We start from the raw sequence: 20,090 nt of genomic DNA, 5'->3' as shown, positions 1-20,090 counted from the left end.
GCTGCAACACCCTGTATAGGGTGAGCACATCGTCGGCAAGACCGGCTCCTACAACGCACAACAAGAACAATTTTCAGGAGTTCCATCATGGGCGAAGTCGTCCTGGCAGCCAAAGTCTGTCACGTACCCTCGATGTACCTTTCCGAACTGCCGGGCAAACACCATGGCTGCCGTGAAGCCGCTATCGCCGGTCACAAGGAGATTGGCCGCCGCGCACGCGAGTTGGGCGCTGATACCGCCGTTGTGTTCGACGTGCACTGGCTGGTCAACAGTGCCTACCACGTCAACTGTGGCGAACACTTCAAGGGAATCTATACCAGCAACGAGCTGCCGCACTTCATCAAGGACATGCACTTTGAGTACCCCGGCTGCCCGGAGCTGGGTGAACTGATCGCTGCCGAGGCGAATGCCTCCGACGTACGCACCCTGGCCCACAACATCCCGAGCCTGGAGCTGGAATACGGCACCCTGGTCCCTATGCGCTACATGCACATGGACGTTCCGGACGAACAGAAATTCAACGTCGTCTCGGTTGCAGCCTGGTGTGCCTGGCATCGCCTGGAAGACAGCTTCACATTCGGCGCCGCTGTACGCCGCGCCATCGAGAAGAGCGACCGCAAGGTCCTGGTCCTGGCCTCCGGCTCGTTGTCGCACCGTTTCTCGGACGATCGCAACGCTGAAGCGAACATTCACAACTGGACCCGCGAATTCGACAAGCAGATGGACATGCGCGTGGTCGAGCTGTGGAAGCAAGGCCGCTTCAAGGAGTTCTGCGCCATGCTCCCGGACTACGCCGCACACTGCTTTGGCGAAGGCGGCATGCATGACACCGCGATGCTCCTGGGCCTGCTCGGTGGTGCCGACTACAACAAGCCTGTCGAGGTGCTCACCGAGCCGTTCGGCAGTTCTGGCACTGGCCAGATCAACGCCATCTTCCCGGTTTAACGCAGCGCAAGCCTTGGGCGCCACGCTCAAGGCTACCCGGCGCAGAGGAGCTCCCATGCCGCATTTTATTGCCGAGTACACCGACAACCTTGAACAGCAAGCCGACCTGCCCGGCCTGTTCGAGAAGGTCCATGCCACCCTGGGCGACAGTGGTGTATTCCCACTGGGCGGGATCCGCAGCCGTGCGGTTCGCCTGGACACCTGGCGCATGGCCGACGGCAAGCATGACTATGCCTTCGTGCACATGACCCTGAAAGTCGGCCATGGCCGGGACCTGGCGACGCGCCAGCGCGTCGCCGAAGCCCTGTTCGAGGTCATCAAGGCGCACTTCGCGCCGTTACAGGCTGAACGTCTGCTGGCCTTGTCGTTCGAGATGACCGAGCTGCACGAAGTCCTGAACTTCAAGGAAAACAACGTTCACGCGTTCCTCAAGTCACAAGGCAACTGACCTCGTTGCCTTTACCCCTGATCTCTCTAATAAAAAAGCACAAGATCATGAACACAGCCCATAGCGTTCAAGGCGTCACCGCCGCTACCCAGGATCGGACCCACAGCATCGTCACCTGGCGACTGATGCCCCTGCTACTGATTTGCTACCTGTTTGCCCACCTCGACCGAATCAACATCGGCTTCGCCAAAATGCAGATGAGCACCGACCTGCACTTCAGCGATACCGTCTACGGTTTTGGCGCCGGCCTGTTCTTTGTCGCCTATGCACTGTTCGGAGTGCCCAGCAACATGGCCCTGGACCGCGTTGGCCCGCGTCGCTGGATCGCCACCCTGATGGTGGTCTGGGGCATGCTTTCCACCGGCATGCTGTGGATCGACAGCGCGGCCGGATTCTACGTACTGCGCTTCCTGCTTGGGGTGGCCGAAGCAGGTTTCTTCCCCGGCATACTGGTCTTCCTCAACCGGTGGTACCCGGCCGGTCGCCGCGCACAGGTCACCGCGCTGTTCGCCATTGCCGTACCGATGGCCGGGGTGATTGGCGGCCCGCTGTCGGGCGGTATCCTCGAACGCTTCCATGAGTTTGCCGGGTTACGCGGCTGGCAGTGGATGTTCCTGATCGAGGGCGCGCCCGTGGTACTGCTGGGCCTTGTGGTCCTCAAGTGCCTGCCTGACAGTTTCGAGACCGTGAACTGGCTGTCCGACGGGCAGAAACGTCAGTTGCGCGAACAGCTCAGCCATGAAGAGCAACGCAAGTCCATCACCTCGTTCTCCGGCATCCTCAAGGACTCGCAGGTCTGGTTACTGGTCGCCGTGTACTTCGCAGTGATGCTGGCGGTCAACACGCTGGCGTTCTGGATGCCCACCCTGATTCACGGTGCCGGCATTGGTAGCGACGGCAAAGTCGGCCTGCTCAGTGCGGTGCCCTACCTGTTCGGCTGCCTGTTCATGATCGCCTGTGGACGCTCTTCGGATCGTCACCGCGAACGCCGCTGGCACCTGTGCGTACCCCTGCTGATGTCGGCAGTGGGGATCGCAGTCGCCGGCCTGGCCCCCACCAATCCGGTCATGGTGCTCAGTGGCCTGGTGGTCGCCGGCATGGGTGCCAGCGCCGCCTTGCCGATGTTCTGGCAGTTGCCACCCGCATTTCTTTCCAACAGTACCCAGGCGGCCGGCATCGCCCTGATCAGCTCGTTCGGCAGCATCGCCTCGTTTCTTGCGCCTTACCTGATCGGCTGGATGCGCGACACCACGCACAGCGCCAGCCTGGCCTTGTATGTACTGGCGTTGTTCATCGCTCTGGGCGGTTTCCTGGTGCTGCGCACCCGGGCTGCCATCGTTAATCCACAGTAAGAGAGCCTTTTCCATGCTTGACCACAGCCTGATTCTGCAAGCCGCTGCCCAGCTCGACCGTGCTGAACGCTCGCGCGAACAAGTCCGCCAGTTCTCGCTCGAACACCCGGCCATCACCATCGAAGACGCCTATGCCATCCAGCGCGCCTGGGTAGCGCAGAAGATCAAGGACGGTCGCAAGCTGGTCGGGCACAAGATCGGCCTGACCTCTCGGGCCATGCAAGTCTCCTCGAACATCACCGAGCCGGACTACGGCGCGCTGCTCGACGACATGATGTTCGAAGAAGGCAGTGACATTCCTTTCGACCGTTTCATCGTCCCACGGGTCGAGGTGGAACTGGCGTTCATCCTTGGCAAGCCGCTCAAAGGCCCGAACGTCAGTGTGTTCGACGTGCTCGACGCCACCGAATGGGTGATCCCAGCGCTGGAAATCATCGACGCACGCATTCAACAGATCGACCCGCAAACCAAGGCTACCCGCAAAGTCTTCGACACCATCTCCGATAACGCCGCCAACGCCGGCGTGGTCATGGGCGGTCGTGCTGTGCGCCCGACCGAAATCGACCTGCGCAAGGTTCCCGCCGTGCTCTACCGCAATGGCGTGATCGAAGAGTCCGGGGTTTCTGCTGCCGTGCTCAACCACCCGGCCAAAGGCGTTGCGTGGCTGGCAAACAAACTGGCGCCATATGACGTCACCCTGGAAGCCGGTCAGATCATTCTCGGCGGTTCGTTTACCCGTCCGGTGGCCGCGAACCCGGGCGATACCTTCCATGTCGACTACGACATGCTCGGCTCCATCGCTTGCCGTTTCGTCTGAGGAGCTGCCCATGGACATGCCCATCAACACCTTCAAGCAACGCCTGAAAAGTGGCCAGGCACAAATCGGCCTGTGGCTCGGCCTGGCCGATGCCTATTGTGCGGAGCTGGCGGCCAATGCCGGTTTCGACTGGTTGCTGATAGACGGTGAACACGCGCCGAACGACCTGCGCGGCATGCTCAGCCAGTTGCAGGCCGTCGCGCCCTACCCGAGCCAACCCATCATTCGCCCGGTGATCGGCGACACCGCCTTGATCAAACAGGTGCTGGATATCGGTGCCCAGACCTTGCTGGTACCCATGGTCGAAAGCGCCGAGCAGGCACGCGAACTGGTCCGTGCCATCCACTACCCGCCGCAGGGGATTCGCGGTGTCGGCAGTGCCCTGGCCCGCGCCTCGCGCTGGAACAGCATTCCCGGCTACCTGGATCACGCCGATCAGCAGATGTGCCTGCTGGTGCAGATCGAAAACCGTGAAGGCTTGGCCAACCTGGACGCCATCGCGGCGGTCGACGGCGTCGACGGTGTGTTCATCGGCCCGGCCGACCTCAGTGCTTCACTGGGCCATCGTGGCAACCCCGGCCACCCCGAAGTCCAGGCGGCCATCGAAGACGCCATCGTACGGATTCAGAAGGCAGGCAAAGCAGCCGGCATTCTCAGCGCTGACGAGGCGCTTGCCCGGCGCTACATCGAACTGGGCGCAGCCTTCGTCGCCGTCGGCGTAGACACCACCGTGCTGATGCGCGGCCTGCAGACCCTGGCCGGCAAATTCAAAGGCGGTACAGCGCCCACCAGCGCTGGCGGCAGCGTCTACTAACTACTGAGCATGACCATGAAACTCAACGACCTGAAACTGCTACGCGAGCACGCCTACGTTAACGGCCAATGGCTTGAAGCAGACGACCATGCCCGCTTCAACGTGAGCAACCCGGCCAACGGCGAAATCATTGCCACCGTCAGTTCCCTTGGCCAGGCCGAAACCGCCCGCGCCATCGACGCGGCTCATGCGGCCCTGCCTGCCTGGCGAGACAAAACCGCCAAGGAGCGCAGCGCGATTCTGCGTAAATGGTTCGAGCTGATCATGGCCAACCAGGAAGACCTGGCGCGCCTGCTGAGCTGGGAACAGGGTAAACCGCTGGCCGAAAGCCGTGGCGAGATCGCCTATGGCGCCAGCTTTATCGAGTGGTTCGCTGAAGAAGCCAAACGTGTCTACGGCGACGTGATTCCTCACGACAAACCCGGCCGTCGGCTGCTGGTTATCAAACAGCCGATTGGCGTGGTCGCTGCGATTACCCCGTGGAACTTCCCCAATGCCATGATCACCCGCAAGGTCGGTCCGGCCTTGGCGGCAGGTTGCACCGTTATCGTCAAACCGGCCTCGGAGACCCCGTTGTCGGCACTGGCGCTGGCCGAGCTGGGTGAGCGCGCCGGCATTCCTGCGGGCGTGCTGAACATTGTCCCTGGCACCCGCTCGCGCGAGATCGGTGCGGAGCTGACCGGTAACCCGAGGGTACAGAAGCTCTCGTTCACCGGTTCGACCGGCATCGGCAAGCTGCTGATGGCGCAATGCGCCGAAACCATCAAGAAAGTCAGCCTGGAACTGGGCGGCAATGCCCCCTTTATCGTCTTTGAAGATGCCGACCTGGATGCGGCTGTCGAGGGCGTGATCGGCTCCAAATTCCGCAACACCGGGCAAACCTGCGTCTGCACCAACCGTATCCTGGTCCAGCACAGCATCTACGAGGCTTTCAGCGAACGCCTCGCCACCGCCGTCAAGGCGCTCAAGGTTGGCAGTGCCGATACCGACGGTGTCCAGCAAGGCCCATTGATCAACGCCAAGGCAGTGACCAAGGTCGAAGAACACATCAACGATGCGCTGGGCAAAGGTGCAACGCTGCTCGCTGGCGGCAAACCCCATGCATTGGGCGGCAACTTCTTCGAGCCGACGGTCCTGGGCGATGTAACCCCGCAGATGCTGGTGGCCCGTGACGAGACCTTCGGGCCGCTGGCACCGATCTTCCGCTTCGACACTGAGGCAGAAGCCATCGCCATGGCCAACGACACCGAGTTCGGCCTGGCCTCCTACCTCTACACCCGCGACCTCGGCCGTGCCTGGCGCGTCAGCGAGGCACTGGAATATGGCATGGTCGGCGTCAACGAAGGGCTGATCTCTACCGAGGTTGCCCCCTTCGGCGGCATCAAGCAGTCCGGCCTGGGCCGCGAAGGCTCCAAGTACGGCATTGATGACTACATCGAGCAGAAGTACATGTGCCTGGGTATCAAGTAACGGTCAGGTGCGTTAAAAAATGCGGTCTGCCGAGTCGACGCATCGGCTCAGCAGGCCGTGTTTCACCTAAACATCCGCTCGATTCAGCCCACCACCTTGATGTCGAAATGACGCTTCTTGCCCAGGCTCACCCGCCACTGGCTGGCCTGCCGGTCCATTTCCAGTTCAGCCGACTCAACCAGCGCCCCATCCAGCCGCAGCCCACGCCCCTCGGCCAGACGACGTGCCGCCGAGCGTGATGCTTGCAAGCCTGTCTCGACCAGTAGCTCGGCCAGGGTGATACCCGCCTGCACCTGGGCACGAGGAATAGTCAGCGTGGTCAGCTCTGCCGCCTCGCCATGGGCAAACACGGCAATCGCCGCCGCATGGGCCTGCTTCGCCGCCGCCTCGCCATGGGCCAACGCCGTGGCGTGGTCGGCCAGTACGCACTTCGCCTGATTCAACGCGGCACCGCCCTGCGCCGTGAGCGCCTGAATCTCTTCCAGCGACAGCTCGGTGAACAGCGCCAGGAAGCGCCCGACATCGCGGTCATCACAGTTGCGCCAGAACTGCCAGAAGTCGAACGGTGCCAGGCGGCTGCCGTCCAACCACACAGCGCCACTGACCGATTTGCCCATTTTCTTGCCATCACTGCTGGTCAACAGCGGCATGGTCAGGCCAAACAGCTGGCGATTGTCGCGACGGCGCCCCAACTCCACGCCATTGATGATATTGGCCCACTGGTCAGCACCGCCCAGTTGCACGGTGCAATCGTACTGGCGCGCCAGCTCGGTAAAGTCGTGGGCCTGCAACAGGGTGTAGCCGAACTCAAGAAACGACAATGAATGCTCGCGGTCCAGGCGCTGGCGAACCGCGTCGAAGGTCAGCAAACGGTTGATGGAGAAGTAGCGCCCCACCTGATCCAGAAACTGCAGGTAGCCAATGCCATCGAGCCATTGGGCGTTATCGACGACCAAGCCAGCACCTTCACCCAGGTTCAGGTAACGGCCAAACGTGCGGGTAATGCCGGCGATATTGGCCTGAATCTGCGCTTCGCTGAGGATCGGCCGGCTCTCGTCACGAAAGCTCGGGTCGCCGATACGGGTCGTGGCGCCTCCGATCAACAGGATCGGCCGGTGGCCAGCCTTCTGTAACCAGCGCATCAGCATCAGGCCTTGCAGGTGGCCAACGTGCAGGCTGTCGGCGGTGGCGTCAAAGCCGAGGTAGATCGTTCTTGAGCCTGTCGCCAGGTGCGTGCGCAAGGCTTCCAGGTCGGTGCTCTGGTGAATAAAGCCCCGCGCCTGCAGGTGGTCGATCAAACGGTCTTGGGTGTCGTTCATTGCTGTCTCCAGGGGTAAAGCCCGAGGAGAAGGGAGCGCTATCCGATTCGCCTCAGGCGGATCGGGTGCACGCAGCAACTACCGCCTCATGGGATGAGCGGGTAGCCGTAATAGTCGCTGCGACAAGTCATTAATGTATTCATGAACCGATCTTCCGAAATGCCGGGGCTGCCGTCAAGCTGCCCGGCGCAAAACCCCTGCGCTGGCAGGCCGGGTCAAAGCTGTCGGCACGCAGAGTCAAGACACCTACCGCTCGTTAGGAACTTAATAGGCCACAGGGGACAGCGCTTGTGAAAAGCCCTGCCGTCGTGCCAATTCAACCGTTCAGGCTGCGCCATGATCACTATCGAAACGCCTACGTACTACTCGGCTACCAAGAAATACAACCTCAGCTTCCCGACGCTGGAAAGTGACATTGAAGCGGACGTCGTCGTGATTGGCGGCGGTTTTTCCGGCATCAACACTGCGCTGGAACTGGCCGAAAAAGGCATCACCAACGTCGTGGTGCTGGAAGCGCGCTACCTGGGCTTTGGCGGTACAGGCCGCAATGGCGGACAGATCATGGCCGGTATCGGGCACGACCTGGAGAAGATCAAGAGCAGTGTCGGCGAGCAAGGCCTGCGGGAAATCTTCGAGATCAGCGAATTGGGCGCCGGCATCATCAAGGACCGTATCGCCAAGTACGCGATTGATGCGGATTTCTGCCACGGCTACGGCTACATGGGCTTCAACGCGCGCCAGGAAAAAACCCTGCGGGCCTGGGAAAAAGACTTCAAATCGATCAACAGCAAAGACGAGATTCGCTTCCTGGGCGGCTCCGAAGTCAAGCAGATCATCGGCTCGGACGCCTACAGCAGCGCCCTGCTGCACATGGGCGGCGGCCATGTGCACTCGCTGAACCTGCTGCTCGGCGAAGCCAAGGCGCTGGCCGGCCTGGGCGCACGGATTTTCGAGCATAGCCCGGCCCTGGAAGTGAGCTACGGCGAGCAAATCACCGTGCGTACCGGGCGTGGCTCGGTGAAAGCGCGCAAGCTGCTGTGGGCCTGCGACAGCTTCCTCAACAAGCTGGAGCCAGAACTGCACGCGCGCACCATCAACACCTACGCGTTCCAACTGATGACCGAGCCGCTGTCCGACGAGCTGATCCGGCGTATCAGCCCGATCCGCGGCGCCTACAGCGATATTCGCCCGGTCATCGATTACTACCGGGTCACCAACGAAAACCGCCTGCTGTTCGGTGCGGCCACACCCTTCATCGAACACATCCCCAAGGACCTGAAGGCCTGGAACCGCAACCTGATGCTGAAGATCTTCCCGTACCTGAAGGACGTGCAGATCGACCTGGCCTGGGGCGGCCCAATGGCGACCGGCGCCAACCTGTTCCCGCAGATCGGCACGCTCAGCGGCCGCCCGAATGCGTTCTATGTACAGGGCTATTCCGGCTTCGGCGTCACCCCGAGCCACATCATTTGCAAAATCCTCGCCGAAGGCATGAGCGAAGGCTCAACCCGTTACGACCTCATCAGCTCGGTCAAACACGCCCAGATCCTCGGCAAAGACCACATTCGTCCCCTGCTGCTGACCGCCGGCAAGAGCCTGCATCAGTTGTCCGGCTACTTCAACGGCCGTCGTTGAAACCCTACTGTTCACTCACTGGAGCATTGCCATGACCCTTACAACCGTACAAAACAACATCGCGCTGTCCGAACTCGACGCCTGGGGCACCGTTGCCGACCTGGGTTCCGAGATCCTCGAAGGCGAAGTGAAAGCCTTCGGCAAAATGACCTTCGGTGCACCGACCGATCCGGTCAGCAGCGCTTACTTCGGCACCACCCAAGGCAAGTTCCGCATGGTTTACCCATTCAACGAACAGGCCGTAGTCGTGACTGGCGAAGTGGTACTCACCGATGAGTCCACCGGCCAGAGCACACGTTACAAAGCTGGCGACAGCTGGTTCGTGACCAAGGGCACCCCGGTGCTCTGGGAAATCGTCAGCGAGAGTTTTGTGAAACACTACTTCGCGGTCGTCTGATCCCCACTTCACCGTTTTCCCTTCACCCACAAACCCCCGCTTTTCAGCGGGGGTGTTGTTCACTTAAAGGAAAGTGACACACCGTAATGGCGGAACGGGCTATCAGGCCCGACATCGCGAACGGATATGCCTGCCGTCATCAGGGGCGACGCATGTTTGTGGCTATTGGCACTCACCTCGTGAACATATCCCTGCCTAGCCCCCCACTACGCGATGACTCCACTCAGCCTACTGAAGGGACGTCCTGCGGCGCCTGACATTCCGCGTACTGACAAGCAGGGCACTCGCAAACGCCTGCCACCCCATGCACTGTACTGGCTTTCACAGACTGAAGCATGGTCTGTGGGAGTTGGCTTGCCAACGATGCAGGCACCGCGCAATGACTGCCCCACCGGCTCACCTCGATAACACTACCGACCGAAAGGTAGGTAGTGAGCACCGAGCTTGCCGACGACATACGGACGTCCTGGGCAAAACGGGTTATCGAGTGATCAGGTTATCGGCTACGCCGCGCCAGCCGTGGCGGCGTTGAGTACGTGGGCACGGAAATCTTTCGGCGATTGTTCGAACTGTTTCTTGAACGAGCGACTGAAGTGCGCCGAGTCGGTAAAGCCCCATTTGTAAGCAATGGCGGTAATCGATTCGGTCTTCAGGAACGGGTTGGAAAGGTCGTCGGCGCTGCGCTTGAGGCGGGCACGCTGAATGTAGCGGCAAACGCTGTCGCCCTCCTCCTCAAACAGACGGTACAGGTGGCGTACCGATATATTCAGGCGACTGGCCAGGCTCGCCGGGCTCAAGCCTGGCTGGGTCAGTGACTCATCAATCACCTTCTGCACGTAGCTGCGCAGGTTGACGCCATTGACGGTCAGCGCGGCGCTGCTGCTGGCATCGGCGCGCTCGAAGCCTGGGCTGAGCAAGGAAATGAATGCGCTCTGCAGTGCATCACCTTGCGCATCGGCAGAGGACTGCTCATCGGTGTCCTTGCACAATTCATCCATCAACAGGTGCAGCATGCGACCACAGGCGTTGCTGGACGAAATCTTGCCAAAGGTCTCACCCTGGCCTTTCAAGTGCTTGCGCACCTCGGCCCGCGATAATGACAACGAAGTGTGTTCGATCAAACCGAACGGGGTGATTTCACAGGGACCGACGGAGTCCATCAACAGCATCTCACCCGGCGCAAGCTGGATTTTGACGCCCCCCTGAGTGATCTGCGAATAACCGGTACGCTGGCTGACCAGGAAGCAATGCTGGTCATCGTCACGGTCAGGGTTGTCACCAAAGCGCTTGATGTTGCCCGCATTGGTTCGCAGGTTGGACAACTGCAGACCAGCACGCAGGCTGGTCGATATTTCACCGATGAACAGCGACCGGTTAAAGGCCAACTCAGTCTCGAAACGACCGCAAACACGTTGCATGGCTGCGGTCCAACGCTCCAGTCTGTTGCAATCAAGCTGGGGGATGCTCATGAATACCTCCACACGCGAACTTATTTTTATGACTCAATTGTTAACATGTTATCAATGAGCGCACAACCATAATCCATCACGTAACGTGGAGCAGTATTCATGCCACCCTTTGACTAACCAGCCAGCAATACGCGCTGCAGAGCCATCAACGTGTTTTCAAGCAGCGCTTTTTGTTCACCGCTGAGTTTTATATAGCGACGAAAGGCAGGCATACGGTTGACCACTTCACTGCCGCCCATGTGCTCCAGGGTAACTGTCCAGCCGTTGTGCCCGCATTCGATGCTCAAATGCTTGAAATCCAGTGGCATCAGCGCAGCATTGAGCCTGGCGTCGCCCAGCAGCCGCTTCGACACGACCTCGAACAGTGCCTTGTCGCCACTGCGGTAGCGGCAGCGAATACCCGTACGCTTGAGCGAGCCAGTATGGTGCAGATCAAAGCGGACCTCGCCCTGTTCAGAGGCAGGCACCTGGAGGCGGAACTCGGTCATGACCACATGCATCAGCAACTGCGCTTGAGTACGCTCGCTGACCTGCACCCGCAGCCCGGCCGCGCCCAGATCGAACTCGGCATGGCCCGCCTCCAGCAGGTGAAAGCTGTCCATCCCCAGGTTACGTCGCAGCAACTCCAGGGTGACCCCTGGCCGGTAACCGGCCGGGGCACGCTGGGCGCTGAACAGGTCAAACAGCTTTGCTAGCATGATGAACATGACCGCTAACGTGAATGCCAGGCTCGTTGGCGAATTCCACCGCCAGGACGTCTTCGACCCGTGCCGGGGTAAACGGATTGACCTTCTGCACACACAGGGTCCAGAACAGCGCATAGGCTGCGGTGGCCGCCAGCATGATGCCGAATGGAACGTAGATGTCAGCGGGGTTCATGCCCGGCGGGGTAATGAACCACATCCCCAGCAAGATACCGACACTGGAGAGGATCTGTGGCAACGGGAAGAACGGTGAGCGATAAGCGCGTGGCAGGTCAGGCCGGCGAATGCGCAGCATGACGACCGACAGGGTCACCAGCAGGTAGGCCGTGCTCCAGGCGCAGACCGCAGCCAGCACCAGGTGCAGGATGTTGTCTGCATTACCGCCCAGGTACCAGGCGTGCAGGCAAGGAATCAGTACCGCGACAAGGATGCACAGCAACGGTGTCTTGAAGCGCGGATGCAGGTAGGTGAATACCTTGGGCAATGCACCGTCCACCGCCATGCCATAGAGAATCCGCGGCACACCGGCCATCAAGGTGTTGATGGTTGCAGCGCCGGCGAACAGAAAGCCGATACCCAGCCACAGCGGACCCATGTCACCCATCACCTGAGCAGCAAACTTCGGAATTGCCATTGGTGTATCCAGCAGGTGCAGCCCGGTGGCTGGATCAAGCACGATGTTCTCGACCTGACGCTTCATCGCTGCACCATAGATGAACATGCACGAGGCTACACCCAGTAGCCCCAGGGCCATGGCCTTGGGCATCACCGAGGCGGACTTGCGCAGGTCCGGGGCCAACGGCGTGACGAACTCGCAACCGACAAACATGAACATCGCCATGCCGACCAGCGACAGGATAGTGATCAGGTCGGTGCCCACCAACGACTCACCGAACAGGCCGTCCAGCTCTACCGCCGGCGCGGAAATCAGGCCAAGCACGCCAAACACCATCAGGGTGGTCCACATGCCGAACGTCAAGATGATCTCCGCACGACCGAAAGCACTGACGCCAAAGGCATTGAGAATGCCGAACACGATGACGAACGCCACCCCCAGCAACCAGGAGCCGCCGGCGGACTCGGCCAGGGTATTGAGGTGTTCAAAATTCACCAGGGCCATCACCCCTGAAAGGATGGTCTCGGCGGTACCGGCGAACACATGGACGATCAGGTAGGCCGAAAGCGTACCGGTAATAGCGAAAAAGCGTCCCATGCCGCAGTTGATGTAGTCGTAGACCGAGCCAGTGGTCGGCAGGATCGAGGCCGCTTCGGCGAACGTCGTCGACTGGGCCAGCATCATGACGGCGGCAATCACCATGGCCACAGCGAAGGCACTGCCACCAATCCCGAAGCCCATGGTCGCGGTCAGGATGACCGGGCTGGCCATGATCAGACCAACCGTACTGGCCAGTGCCGTGGGAAATCCGACGGTGCCGCGATTCAGATGCTCGGTGAGCTTTTTATTGATTGACATCTGGATAATGCCCCTGACTTCAGTGTGTGACATAGATGGCGACAAACCCTTCAACCTGCAACGCCCCTTGCAGGTACTGGTTGTCACCGTGTACGTCCACTGTGCGCTCCGCCTCCAGTCATCGTCTTGCCCGTGGCTGCCGTCGTCTTTGTTGCAGCCTGCCACATGTAGAGGCCGAGCGCATGCCTGCAAACGACCTCGTCGCCTTTACTGCCGGTGCAACATGGCCTGGATCTGCTGGGTGGCCTGACGCGTGCTTTCGGCAAGCTTCTTCACTTCATCGGCGACCACCGAGAAGCCGCGCCCCACCTCACCGGCACGTGCCGCCTCGATCGCGGCATTCAAGGCCAGTAGGTTGGTCTGCTCAGCGATGCTCTTGATGACCCCGACGACAGTCGCGATCTGCCCGTAGGTCGCCTGATTCTGGCTCAGCATCTGTTCGTGACTGGCCTGCACACTGCGCTCATCACTGATGTCTCGCACCGCGCCCAACACACGGGTCAGCACGCCCTGTTCATTACGTACCGCACGACCACGCTCGCGGCACCAGATAAAACCACGGGTCTTGTGCTGCATCCGGTACTCAAACACATACTCGCCGCTACCGCCGGGCTTGAGAATCTCCCGGTCGAAAACCGCCATGATGTCTGCCAGGTCATCCGGGTGCGTGATGCTGACCTGCGCATCCCAACCATCGGGCAGCTCCTGTGGCAGGTAGCCCATCAGCGCGCGGAACGGGTTCGAAATTCGCATTGAACTGGAGGGATGGCGTACATCGCCATGGGCAACCGAGATGTCCCAGGTGCCTTCGGTGAGGGTCGACTGCAACAACTCCCAGATCTGCGCCTGTTGAACAAGCGCCTGGGTCTCGTGCTGCTGATCCAGTAACGCGACCTGCAGCGCCTCGCAACGCTGTTGAAGAAGCGCCTGCTGCGCCTGTGCGCTCTGAAGATCGCGTTGGTCATGATCGAGCCGGGTTGCCAGCTCTGCCGCCATGGCTTGCGCCTGCGCCAACTGCTGGTCGACGTGCTGGCGCTCAACGATGAGGGCTTCCAGCGGCGCCCGCAACTGCGGATGGCTGGCCAGCAGCGGCGCCTGATACGCCGCACCGGGCTGGCCGGCATTTATGTGCTGCAAGACCTCGGTCAACTCACCTACCCAATGATTGCGTTTGAAAAACATCAGCGCACCGTTTGGCTATCCAGTCGGGGGGAGTGTGAGTTGAACCTATTTGCAAATTGCCGTCTTGTGCCGCCTTGCCAAGGTAATTGCTCGCCCCTGCCAGGGCATCAGCTCTTGATCACCGCCTTGAGCACCGTCTTGAAGGTTTCGATCTGCTCTTCGCTGAACTGACCGAACACCTTGTCCTGCTGTTCACGGGCAATCGCCCACAGGGCTTCGGTTTCTTCGATGCCTTTACCGGTCAACACCACCCGCTCATTGTCATCGGACACCAGCCCTTTGCGCTTGAGGTTGGCAACAGCCTCGACGATCTCGCGCTCGGGCATCGCCACTTCACGCAGCAGGTCGCCAAGGCCCAGGCCCGCATCGTTCTCCAATACCATCAGCATGCGCGCCTCGCTGGTGCGCAAGCCGGTGGAGAGTTGCCGAGGCTGATAGCTGGTCTGGTAGGCACGCAAGGCCTGAGTCATCAGGTAGTACAGGTTATGGCTCAGACGGCCCTGGAAGTTGCTGCTCGGCGGCTGCCCTTCCTCACGCTTGGTCATGCGCGTGTGCGGCAACACCATGGAGTAGGCACCTTGGTGATACAGCAGTGGCGAACGCCCGCAATCATCGAACGCCACGACCTTGCCGACCAGAATCCAATGGTCACCGCCATCCAGTTGCTGGTATTTCTCGCAACTGAAACGCGCCGAGCAATCGGCGAGCAACGGCGCGCCACCTTCTCCCGCCTCGTACAGGATCCCGGCGAAGCGATCATCCTTGGGCCGGGCAAAGTTGTTGGAGACGTCGATCTGGTCAGCCGCCAGAATGTTGACCGCAAAGTGGCTGGCTTCCTCGAACACCTCAAGGCTACTGGAGCGCTTGTCGATGCTCCACAGAATGAGTGGCGGGTCCAGGGAAACCGAGTTGAAGCTGTTGGCGGTCACGCCAACTTTGCGGCCGCTGGCATCGGCAGCCGTCACCACGGTGACGCCCGTGGCAAAGTTGCCCAGCGCCCGGCGGAAGGCCCGTGCGTCGAAGGTGGTTTCAGTAAGGGTGGACATGCAAGGCTCCCGGGCTGTCGCGACGACAGCCTCGTTTGTTGTTATTCGATACGCGTGACGAGAAGAACCGCTGAATCAGACCATCGAAGGATCAGGCTCAAGGCCCATCAGTTCACGGCCGAGGATCTGCGCGCAGACATCGTAGTCGGTGTAGGCGTGAGCACCGGTCAGGTGCGCGTCACGGAACAGGCGCTGACTTTCATTGCTCTCGAACCACGCGCCGCCGCCAGACGCTTCCATCAAGCGATCAACGGCTTGAATGCACATCTTCACAGCATAGCCCTGATTGGTCCGCCAGAACGCCAGGGTGCCGCGGCTTGGGTATTCGTGGCGCTCGCTGTGCTCGGCGATGTCCTGCCAGCTTTTTTCCAGCAAGGCGCGGGCGGCGGCGACCTGGTGAGTGGACTCGGCAAGACGCATCAGCGCCGGGGTGGCGGCCCCCACGGCAGCACCGGTATAGGCACGCACGCGATTGCGGGTTTTCTCACGGAACACCTCAAGCATGCGTTCGGCAATGCCCAGGCTCACCGTGGAGAAACCACTGGCGAAATACGGACGGTAAGGCGCGTAGAAAATCTTGCTGTCCGGGTACAGACCAAAGCCGGCGGACTTGCCTTCCATCATGTCCTTGGCCTTCTGGATCCGGTGCTCAGGCACGAAGGCGTTGTCGATGATCAAGGTGCGGCTGCCACTGGCGCGCATGCCGACAGCGTACCAGTCGTCACGGATCTGGTAGTCACTGCGCGGCAGCACGGCAAAGCAGTAGTCCTGAGTGCCCTCGGCGTTTTTACGGCGAAAGCCGACAATCGCCCACTCGGCGTGATCGCAACCACTGCTCCACCCCATTTCACCGCTGAAGGTGACACCGCCTTCAACCTCTTCGGTACGCCCGAACGGGGCAATACTGCTGCTGGCGGTGGCATCAGGGTTGCTGCCCCAGATTTCCTCCTGCAGCTTGGCCGGGAACATCGCCAACTGATGGCTGTGGGTGCACAGCAGGCTCATGGCCCAGGCGGTGCTGGCACAGGAGCCAGCCACCAGTGCGATGCACTCGGCAAATTCAGGCAGGGAAATTTCCAGGCCACCGAACTTCTTGGGCAGAAATGCGCGGTGCAGGCCGGTGCCTTTGAGCAGCGCAATGTTTTCGGCAGGCACGGTACGCGCCTTCTCGGCCTCGTCCGCGTTAGCAGCGATGGTTGGCAGAATGGATTTGAGATCTTCCAGCAAGGAGTTTGGCTTTTTCATGGTCTGGCTCATTATTATTGGACCCAAGTGACCTGCCGCTGCCGAAGCCCTTTCGGCTGCGGCATTGAACGCTGGACGCACTAGACCAGGCGCGGCTCACTTACGAATGCCGGGCCAGTATGCGAGGCCATCTTGCGCTGGAAAATGCACGTTCCAGATGGAAGATTGTACTTTTCATAGTTCGCACCCCATGCCCGCCTCTCTCCCTGGGAGCTTGGCGTTGGCTGACCGATGGCAGGCACAGACATGCCGTTGACAGGCAGAGTCAAGATCGCCCGGCCAGCGCCCGGTAAGCTCGTGCCATACGTCTATTTCAGCGCGGCAAACCGCCGCCTGCTTCCTTGCCTGGAGTCTGCCCAGCATGAGCGATATCGCACTGCTTCCCTCGGTCAACGCCTTCCTTGAGCGCGACCATAGCCTGTACATCGATGGCGGCTATGTCGCCAGCAGCTCACAGAACACACTCACGGTGCTGAACCCGGCCACTGGCGAGGCCATTGCGCAGGTCAGCGATGCGACCCAGGCCGATGTCGAGCGTGCCGTCGATTCGGCCAATCGTGGCTTCAAGGTCTGGTCACGCACCAGCCCGGCGGCACGCGCCAGCGTACTGTTCAAGCTCGCCGACCTGCTGGAGCGCCATCGCGAGGAACTGGCACAGATCGAAACCTGCCAGTCGGGCAAGATCATCCAGATTTCACGGGCCTTCGAAGTCGACCAGGCGGCCCACTTTCTGCGTTACTACGCCGGCTGGGCAACCAAGATCACCGGTGAAACAATCACCCCGTCACTGCCCTCCTTTGCTGGCGAGCGCTACAGCGCCTTCACCCTGCGCGAGCCGATTGGCGTAGTGGTCGGTATTGTGCCGTGGAACTTCTCCACCATGATCGCCATCTGGAAACTGGCCTCGGCCTTGACCACCGGTTGCAGCATCATCATCAAGCCGAGCGAGTTCACCCCACTGACCATCCTGCGCATCGCCGAACTGGCCACTGAAGCGGGCCTGCCTGCCGGCGCGCTCAACGTGCTGACCGGCAGCGGCAGTGTCGGCAAGGCGCTGATCGAACACCCAGGCACCGACAAGGTCTCCTTCACCGGCTCGGTCCCCACCGGCATTGCCGTAGGCCAGGGCGCGATGGGCGCCAAACTGACCCGTGCCACCCTGGAACTGGGCGGCAAGAACTCGGTCGGTTTCCTGCCTGACGTCCATCTAGACAAAGCCGTCGATGGCATGATCGAGGCCGGTTTCCTGCATTCAGGGCAGATTTGCGCTGCGGCAGAACGCTTCTTCGCCCACCGCTCGCAGATCGAGCCGATGATGGACGCGCTGTCCAAGCGCCTGGCACACCTGAAAGTCGGCTCGCCGCTGGACGAGAGCACCCAGTTTGGCCCGGTCGCGAACAAGCAACACCAGCAGAAGCTGGCCCGGTTCTTCGCCACCGCCCGCGCCGAAAACAGCACCATCATTCATGGCGGCCAGATCAGCGAAGGCCCAGGCTGCTACGTAGAGCCAACGATCATTCTGGCCAATTCGGTCAATGACACCCTGCTCAATGAGGAAACCTTCGGCCCCGTCGCGACGTTTTACCCTTACGACACCGAAGACGAACTGCTGGCGCTGATGAACAACACCGCCTACGGCCTGAGCGCCAGCCTGTGGACCAACGACCTGTCCAAAGCGCTCCGCCTGGTGCCGGAGATCGAGGCCGGTACGGTGTGGGTCAACATGCACACCCTGCTCGACCCCGCCGTCCCCTTTGGCGGCACCAAGTGCTCGGGGATCGGCCGTGAATTCGGTGGGGCCTTCATCGACGACTTCACTGAACTGAAATCGGTGATGATTCGCTACTGAACCCCGTGCGAGACGCACAATCTGTTGGCACAGGCGCACGACAGGACGAAACATTAAGTTAAGATGTGAACATTATTCGCCGCTGACGGGTTCTGTGTCGTGAATCACCCCCAACCTACCACGTCGTCTCGCTGGCCCTCCTCGATCCGGGCGCTGCGCCACCGTAACTTTCGCCTGTATTTCATCGGCCACGCGATTTCCACGCTGGGCACTTGGGTACAGATGGTGGCGTTGTCCTGGCTGGTCTACCGGTTGACTGATTCCGCTGCGCTGCTGGGTATCACAACCTGTGCCAGCCTGTTGCCCCAACTGTTTGTCGGGCCGATTGCCGGGGCCTGGATCGATCGCCACGACAAACGCCGGTTGCTGGTGCTCACCCAGAGCCTGCTGGGCCTGCAGGCTCTGTTACTGGCACTGCTGACCTACAGCGGTCACATTGGCGCCAACCTGATCGTGCTCATGTCGTTCGTCCTGGGCGTGCTGAATGCCGTGGACACCCCGCTACGCCAATCGCTGCTCAGCCGTTTCGTCGATGATGTCGACGACTTGCCAAATGCCCTGGCCTTGAACGCCTCACTGTTTACCTGCTCACGCTTCGTCGGCCCGCCGCTGGCCGGACTGCTGCTCGGCATGACCGGCGAGGCGGTGTGCTTCGCCCTGAACGCGCTGTCCTACGGCGCACTGATCATCGGCCTGCTGGCGGTGCGAATGAGCGTCGGTGTGCGGGCTAATGGCAGCATGGGTAGCGTCTTCCGCGAAGGCCTGACCTACGCCTTGCAAACGCCCTCGGTACGCGGCCTGATCCTCGGTGTACTGATCGTCAACATCACCGCCTCCAGCTACGCGGTACTGCTGCCGGTGTTCGCCCGGGATATCTTCGCCGGTGATGCCAGGACGCTGGGCTGGCTCTGGGGCGCGGCCGGGTTTGGTTCGCTGCTTTCGACCCTGTTGCTCGCCGGCCACCGATCCGCCGAACAGCTGCAGCGTTTGATCATCACTACGGCCGGTGCCAGCGCTGTCGCCTTGCTGGTGTTTGCGGCCAGCACCCAGTTGGCACTGTCGTTGGCGGCAATGGCGGTGCTGGGCTTCGGAGTGACGATCAACAACGTCGGCACCAACATCCTGCTGCAGAGCCAGGCGCCTGAAGTGCTGCGTGGCCGGGTGGTATCGCTCTACACCTCGACCCGCTTTGGCTTTGACGCCATCGGCGGCCTGCTCGCCGGCCTGCTTGCGGCGCGCTTTGGCGGCCCATGGGCCATGCAGGTCGCCGGCGCCTTGCTCCTGCTCTACTGCGCCTGGCAACTGCTGGCGCAACGCAGAACCGCTCGACAAGCGACCCGGGCCCAGGGCAGCGAAACGCATTGAACGCACATCAGGCCGCTTCAACAGATCACTGAACAGACAAGGTCGCGAGATGAACGAACTTCTACGCCAGCAACCCACCATCACCCTGCGCATGGCCATGCAGGCACTGCAAGCGGCCCTGGAAAAAGCCGAAGAAGAACAGGTGCGAGTCAGCCTGGTAGTGGTCGACGCAAGCGGTCTTCCGATTCACTGCGCCCACATGGACAGGGCTCCCCGGCCATCGCAGGACATTGCCCTGAACAAAGCCCTGACCGCCGTGGGCTTCGGCATCGCCACACAGGGCTGGCAAGCCCGCCTGGAAAAATGCTCCGAAGGCGTCCGCCAAGGCTTACCGCTGCAACGCAACATGGCCCTGTTTGGTGGCGGCGCGCCTTTCCTGCATGAAGGGCTGGTGATCGGCGCCATTGGCGTCTCCGGTGCCTCCGAGGCTGTCGATGGCCGCTGTGCCGAAGCCGCCGTCGAACGTGTCCGCACGCTGCTCGGCCACTAGACTGAACGTCGACGGTTCCCCTTGTAGTCCGCTTGATGGCCAAGGCCAGCACGGTCGCTTCGCGGGGTG

The 20,090-nt window shown here is 61.0% G+C and carries 17 protein-coding genes and 2 pseudogenes; 11 read left to right on the top strand and 8 right to left on the bottom strand.

Annotated features, from left to right (window positions below; genetic code table 11):
* Positions 1 to 87 precede the first annotated feature (87 nt).
* From hpaD to IE038_RS04600, 6 genes are read left to right on the top strand one after another with little or no spacing between them, the layout of a single operon-like run.
* Positions 88 to 945: a 3,4-dihydroxyphenylacetate 2,3-dioxygenase gene (gene hpaD / locus IE038_RS04625; RefSeq protein ID WP_163937007.1), complete on the top strand. Its 858-nt coding sequence runs from the start codon at positions 88 to 90 to the stop codon at positions 943 to 945.
* A 55-nt stretch (positions 946 to 1,000) separates the two neighbouring features.
* Positions 1,001 to 1,393 carry a 5-carboxymethyl-2-hydroxymuconate Delta-isomerase gene (locus IE038_RS04620; RefSeq protein ID WP_163937010.1) on the top strand — a complete coding sequence of 131 codons (393 nt, stop codon included), beginning with the start codon at positions 1,001 to 1,003 and terminating at the stop codon, positions 1,391 to 1,393.
* A gap of 47 nt (positions 1,394 to 1,440) precedes the next feature.
* Entirely contained in the window at positions 1,441 to 2,745 is a 1,305-nt protein-coding gene (locus IE038_RS04615) for an MFS transporter (protein WP_189395221.1), read from the top strand.
* Positions 2,746 to 2,758: 13 nt separating this feature from the next.
* Positions 2,759 to 3,562 (top strand): 2-oxo-hept-4-ene-1,7-dioate hydratase, encoded by an 804-nt coding sequence (gene hpaH, locus IE038_RS04610; protein ID WP_065757829.1) that lies wholly within the window; start codon positions 2,759 to 2,761, stop codon positions 3,560 to 3,562.
* A 10-nt stretch (positions 3,563 to 3,572) separates the two neighbouring features.
* Positions 3,573 to 4,376, top strand: a complete 804-nt coding sequence (gene hpaI / locus IE038_RS04605) for a 4-hydroxy-2-oxoheptanedioate aldolase (protein WP_163937013.1) — start codon at positions 3,573 to 3,575, stop codon at positions 4,374 to 4,376.
* A gap of 15 nt (positions 4,377 to 4,391) precedes the next feature.
* The gene (locus tag IE038_RS04600) at positions 4,392 to 5,846 is read left to right on the top strand and encodes an NAD-dependent succinate-semialdehyde dehydrogenase (protein ID WP_163937016.1); all 1,455 of its coding nucleotides are present in this window, start codon (positions 4,392 to 4,394) and stop codon (positions 5,844 to 5,846) included.
* Between the two features lie 83 nt (positions 5,847 to 5,929).
* Here the strand turns inward: IE038_RS04600 and tyrS are convergent, their stop codons facing one another.
* The gene (tyrS, locus tag IE038_RS04595; RefSeq protein WP_163937019.1) at positions 5,930 to 7,165 is read right to left on the bottom strand and encodes a tyrosine--tRNA ligase; all 1,236 of its coding nucleotides are present in this window, start codon (positions 7,163 to 7,165) and stop codon (positions 5,930 to 5,932) included.
* Positions 7,166 to 7,501: 336 nt separating this feature from the next.
* Here tyrS and IE038_RS04590 point away from each other — a divergent pair, with 336 nt between their 5' ends.
* Positions 7,502 to 8,800, top strand: coding sequence for an NAD(P)/FAD-dependent oxidoreductase (locus IE038_RS04590; RefSeq protein WP_163937023.1), 1,299 nt, complete (start codon positions 7,502 to 7,504; stop codon positions 8,798 to 8,800).
* Between the two features lie 31 nt (positions 8,801 to 8,831).
* Entirely contained in the window at positions 8,832 to 9,197 is a 366-nt protein-coding gene (locus IE038_RS04585; protein WP_163937026.1) for a cupin domain-containing protein, read from the top strand.
* A 503-nt stretch (positions 9,198 to 9,700) separates the two neighbouring features.
* On the opposite strand, the gene feaR is transcribed toward IE038_RS04585, so the two are convergent.
* The 7 genes and pseudogenes from feaR to IE038_RS04555 all read right to left on the bottom strand — a co-directional run bounded on the left by feaR (position 9,701) and on the right by IE038_RS04555 (position 16,317).
* Positions 9,701 to 10,666 carry a transcriptional regulator FeaR gene (gene feaR / locus IE038_RS04580; RefSeq protein WP_163937029.1) on the bottom strand — a complete coding sequence of 322 codons (966 nt, stop codon included), beginning with the start codon at positions 10,664 to 10,666 and terminating at the stop codon, positions 9,701 to 9,703.
* Positions 10,667 to 10,779: 113 nt separating this feature from the next.
* Positions 10,780 to 11,364: a DUF3156 family protein gene (locus IE038_RS04575; RefSeq protein WP_189395275.1), complete on the bottom strand. Its 585-nt coding sequence runs from the start codon at positions 11,362 to 11,364 to the stop codon at positions 10,780 to 10,782.
* Complete coding sequence (locus tag IE038_RS04570; RefSeq protein WP_163937033.1) at positions 11,345 to 12,844, bottom strand: APC family permease; 1,500 nt, start codon at positions 12,842 to 12,844, stop codon at positions 11,345 to 11,347. Before IE038_RS04570 ends, IE038_RS04575 begins: the two co-directional genes overlap by 20 nt.
* 213 nt (positions 12,845 to 13,057) lie before the next feature.
* A pseudogene (locus IE038_RS25190) lies at positions 13,058 to 13,300 on the bottom strand (methyl-accepting chemotaxis protein); the annotation flags it as partial.
* 87 nt (positions 13,301 to 13,387) lie between these two features.
* Positions 13,388 to 13,567 (bottom strand): annotated as a pseudogene (locus tag IE038_RS25185) (PAS domain-containing protein); the annotation flags it as partial.
* Positions 13,568 to 14,133: 566 nt separating this feature from the next.
* On the bottom strand, positions 14,134 to 15,072 hold the full coding sequence (locus tag IE038_RS04560) for a p-hydroxyphenylacetate 3-hydroxylase reductase component (protein WP_189395219.1): 939 nt from the start codon (positions 15,070 to 15,072) through the stop codon (positions 14,134 to 14,136).
* A gap of 75 nt (positions 15,073 to 15,147) precedes the next feature.
* Positions 15,148 to 16,317, bottom strand: a complete 1,170-nt coding sequence (locus tag IE038_RS04555) for a p-hydroxyphenylacetate 3-hydroxylase oxygenase component (RefSeq protein ID WP_163937039.1) — start codon at positions 16,315 to 16,317, stop codon at positions 15,148 to 15,150.
* A 361-nt stretch (positions 16,318 to 16,678) separates the two neighbouring features.
* On the opposite strand from IE038_RS04555, the gene IE038_RS04550 reads away from it, so the two are divergent.
* From IE038_RS04550 to IE038_RS04540, 3 genes are all read left to right on the top strand, one after another.
* Complete coding sequence (locus IE038_RS04550; protein ID WP_163937042.1) at positions 16,679 to 18,166, top strand: aldehyde dehydrogenase family protein; 1,488 nt, start codon at positions 16,679 to 16,681, stop codon at positions 18,164 to 18,166.
* Positions 18,167 to 18,265: 99 nt separating this feature from the next.
* Positions 18,266 to 19,531 (top strand): MFS transporter, encoded by a 1,266-nt coding sequence (locus tag IE038_RS04545; RefSeq protein WP_229775620.1) that lies wholly within the window; start codon positions 18,266 to 18,268, stop codon positions 19,529 to 19,531.
* Positions 19,532 to 19,580: 49 nt separating this feature from the next.
* The gene (locus IE038_RS04540; RefSeq protein ID WP_189395218.1) at positions 19,581 to 20,021 is read left to right on the top strand and encodes a GlcG/HbpS family heme-binding protein; all 441 of its coding nucleotides are present in this window, start codon (positions 19,581 to 19,583) and stop codon (positions 20,019 to 20,021) included.
* Positions 20,022 to 20,090: the final 69 nt, after the last annotated feature.

Origin of the sequence: Pseudomonas laurentiana, assembly GCF_014648275.1 — a bacterium.
GTDB lineage: Bacteria > Pseudomonadota > Gammaproteobacteria > Pseudomonadales > Pseudomonadaceae > Aquipseudomonas > Aquipseudomonas laurentiana.
This window is presented reverse-complemented; position numbering and strand designations above follow the sequence as displayed.

Excerpts from the sequence above, each read along its gene's own strand:
- hpaD (WP_163937007.1), top strand. The coding sequence starts at position 88 with ATGGGCGAAGTCGTCCTGGCAGCCAAAGTCTGTCACGTACCCTCGATG.
- IE038_RS04620 (WP_163937010.1), top strand. The coding sequence starts at position 1,001 with ATGCCGCATTTTATTGCCGAGTACACCGACAACCTTGAACAGCAAGCC.
- IE038_RS04615 (WP_189395221.1), top strand. The coding sequence starts at position 1,441 with ATGAACACAGCCCATAGCGTTCAAGGCGTCACCGCCGCTACCCAGGAT.
- hpaH (WP_065757829.1), top strand. The coding sequence starts at position 2,759 with ATGCTTGACCACAGCCTGATTCTGCAAGCCGCTGCCCAGCTCGACCGT.
- hpaI (WP_163937013.1), top strand. The coding sequence starts at position 3,573 with ATGGACATGCCCATCAACACCTTCAAGCAACGCCTGAAAAGTGGCCAG.
- IE038_RS04600 (WP_163937016.1), top strand. The coding sequence starts at position 4,392 with ATGAAACTCAACGACCTGAAACTGCTACGCGAGCACGCCTACGTTAAC.
- tyrS (WP_163937019.1), bottom strand. The coding sequence starts at position 7,165 with ATGAACGACACCCAAGACCGTTTGATCGACCACCTGCAGGCGCGGGGC.
- IE038_RS04590 (WP_163937023.1), top strand. The coding sequence starts at position 7,502 with ATGATCACTATCGAAACGCCTACGTACTACTCGGCTACCAAGAAATAC.
- IE038_RS04585 (WP_163937026.1), top strand. The coding sequence starts at position 8,832 with ATGACCCTTACAACCGTACAAAACAACATCGCGCTGTCCGAACTCGAC.
- feaR (WP_163937029.1), bottom strand. The coding sequence starts at position 10,666 with ATGAGCATCCCCCAGCTTGATTGCAACAGACTGGAGCGTTGGACCGCA.
- IE038_RS04575 (WP_189395275.1), bottom strand. The coding sequence starts at position 11,364 with ATGCTAGCAAAGCTGTTTGACCTGTTCAGCGCCCAGCGTGCCCCGGCC.
- IE038_RS04570 (WP_163937033.1), bottom strand. The coding sequence starts at position 12,844 with ATGTCAATCAATAAAAAGCTCACCGAGCATCTGAATCGCGGCACCGTC.
- IE038_RS04560 (WP_189395219.1), bottom strand. The coding sequence starts at position 15,072 with ATGTCCACCCTTACTGAAACCACCTTCGACGCACGGGCCTTCCGCCGG.
- IE038_RS04555 (WP_163937039.1), bottom strand. The coding sequence starts at position 16,317 with ATGAAAAAGCCAAACTCCTTGCTGGAAGATCTCAAATCCATTCTGCCA.
- IE038_RS04550 (WP_163937042.1), top strand. The coding sequence starts at position 16,679 with ATGAGCGATATCGCACTGCTTCCCTCGGTCAACGCCTTCCTTGAGCGC.
- IE038_RS04540 (WP_189395218.1), top strand. The coding sequence starts at position 19,581 with ATGAACGAACTTCTACGCCAGCAACCCACCATCACCCTGCGCATGGCC.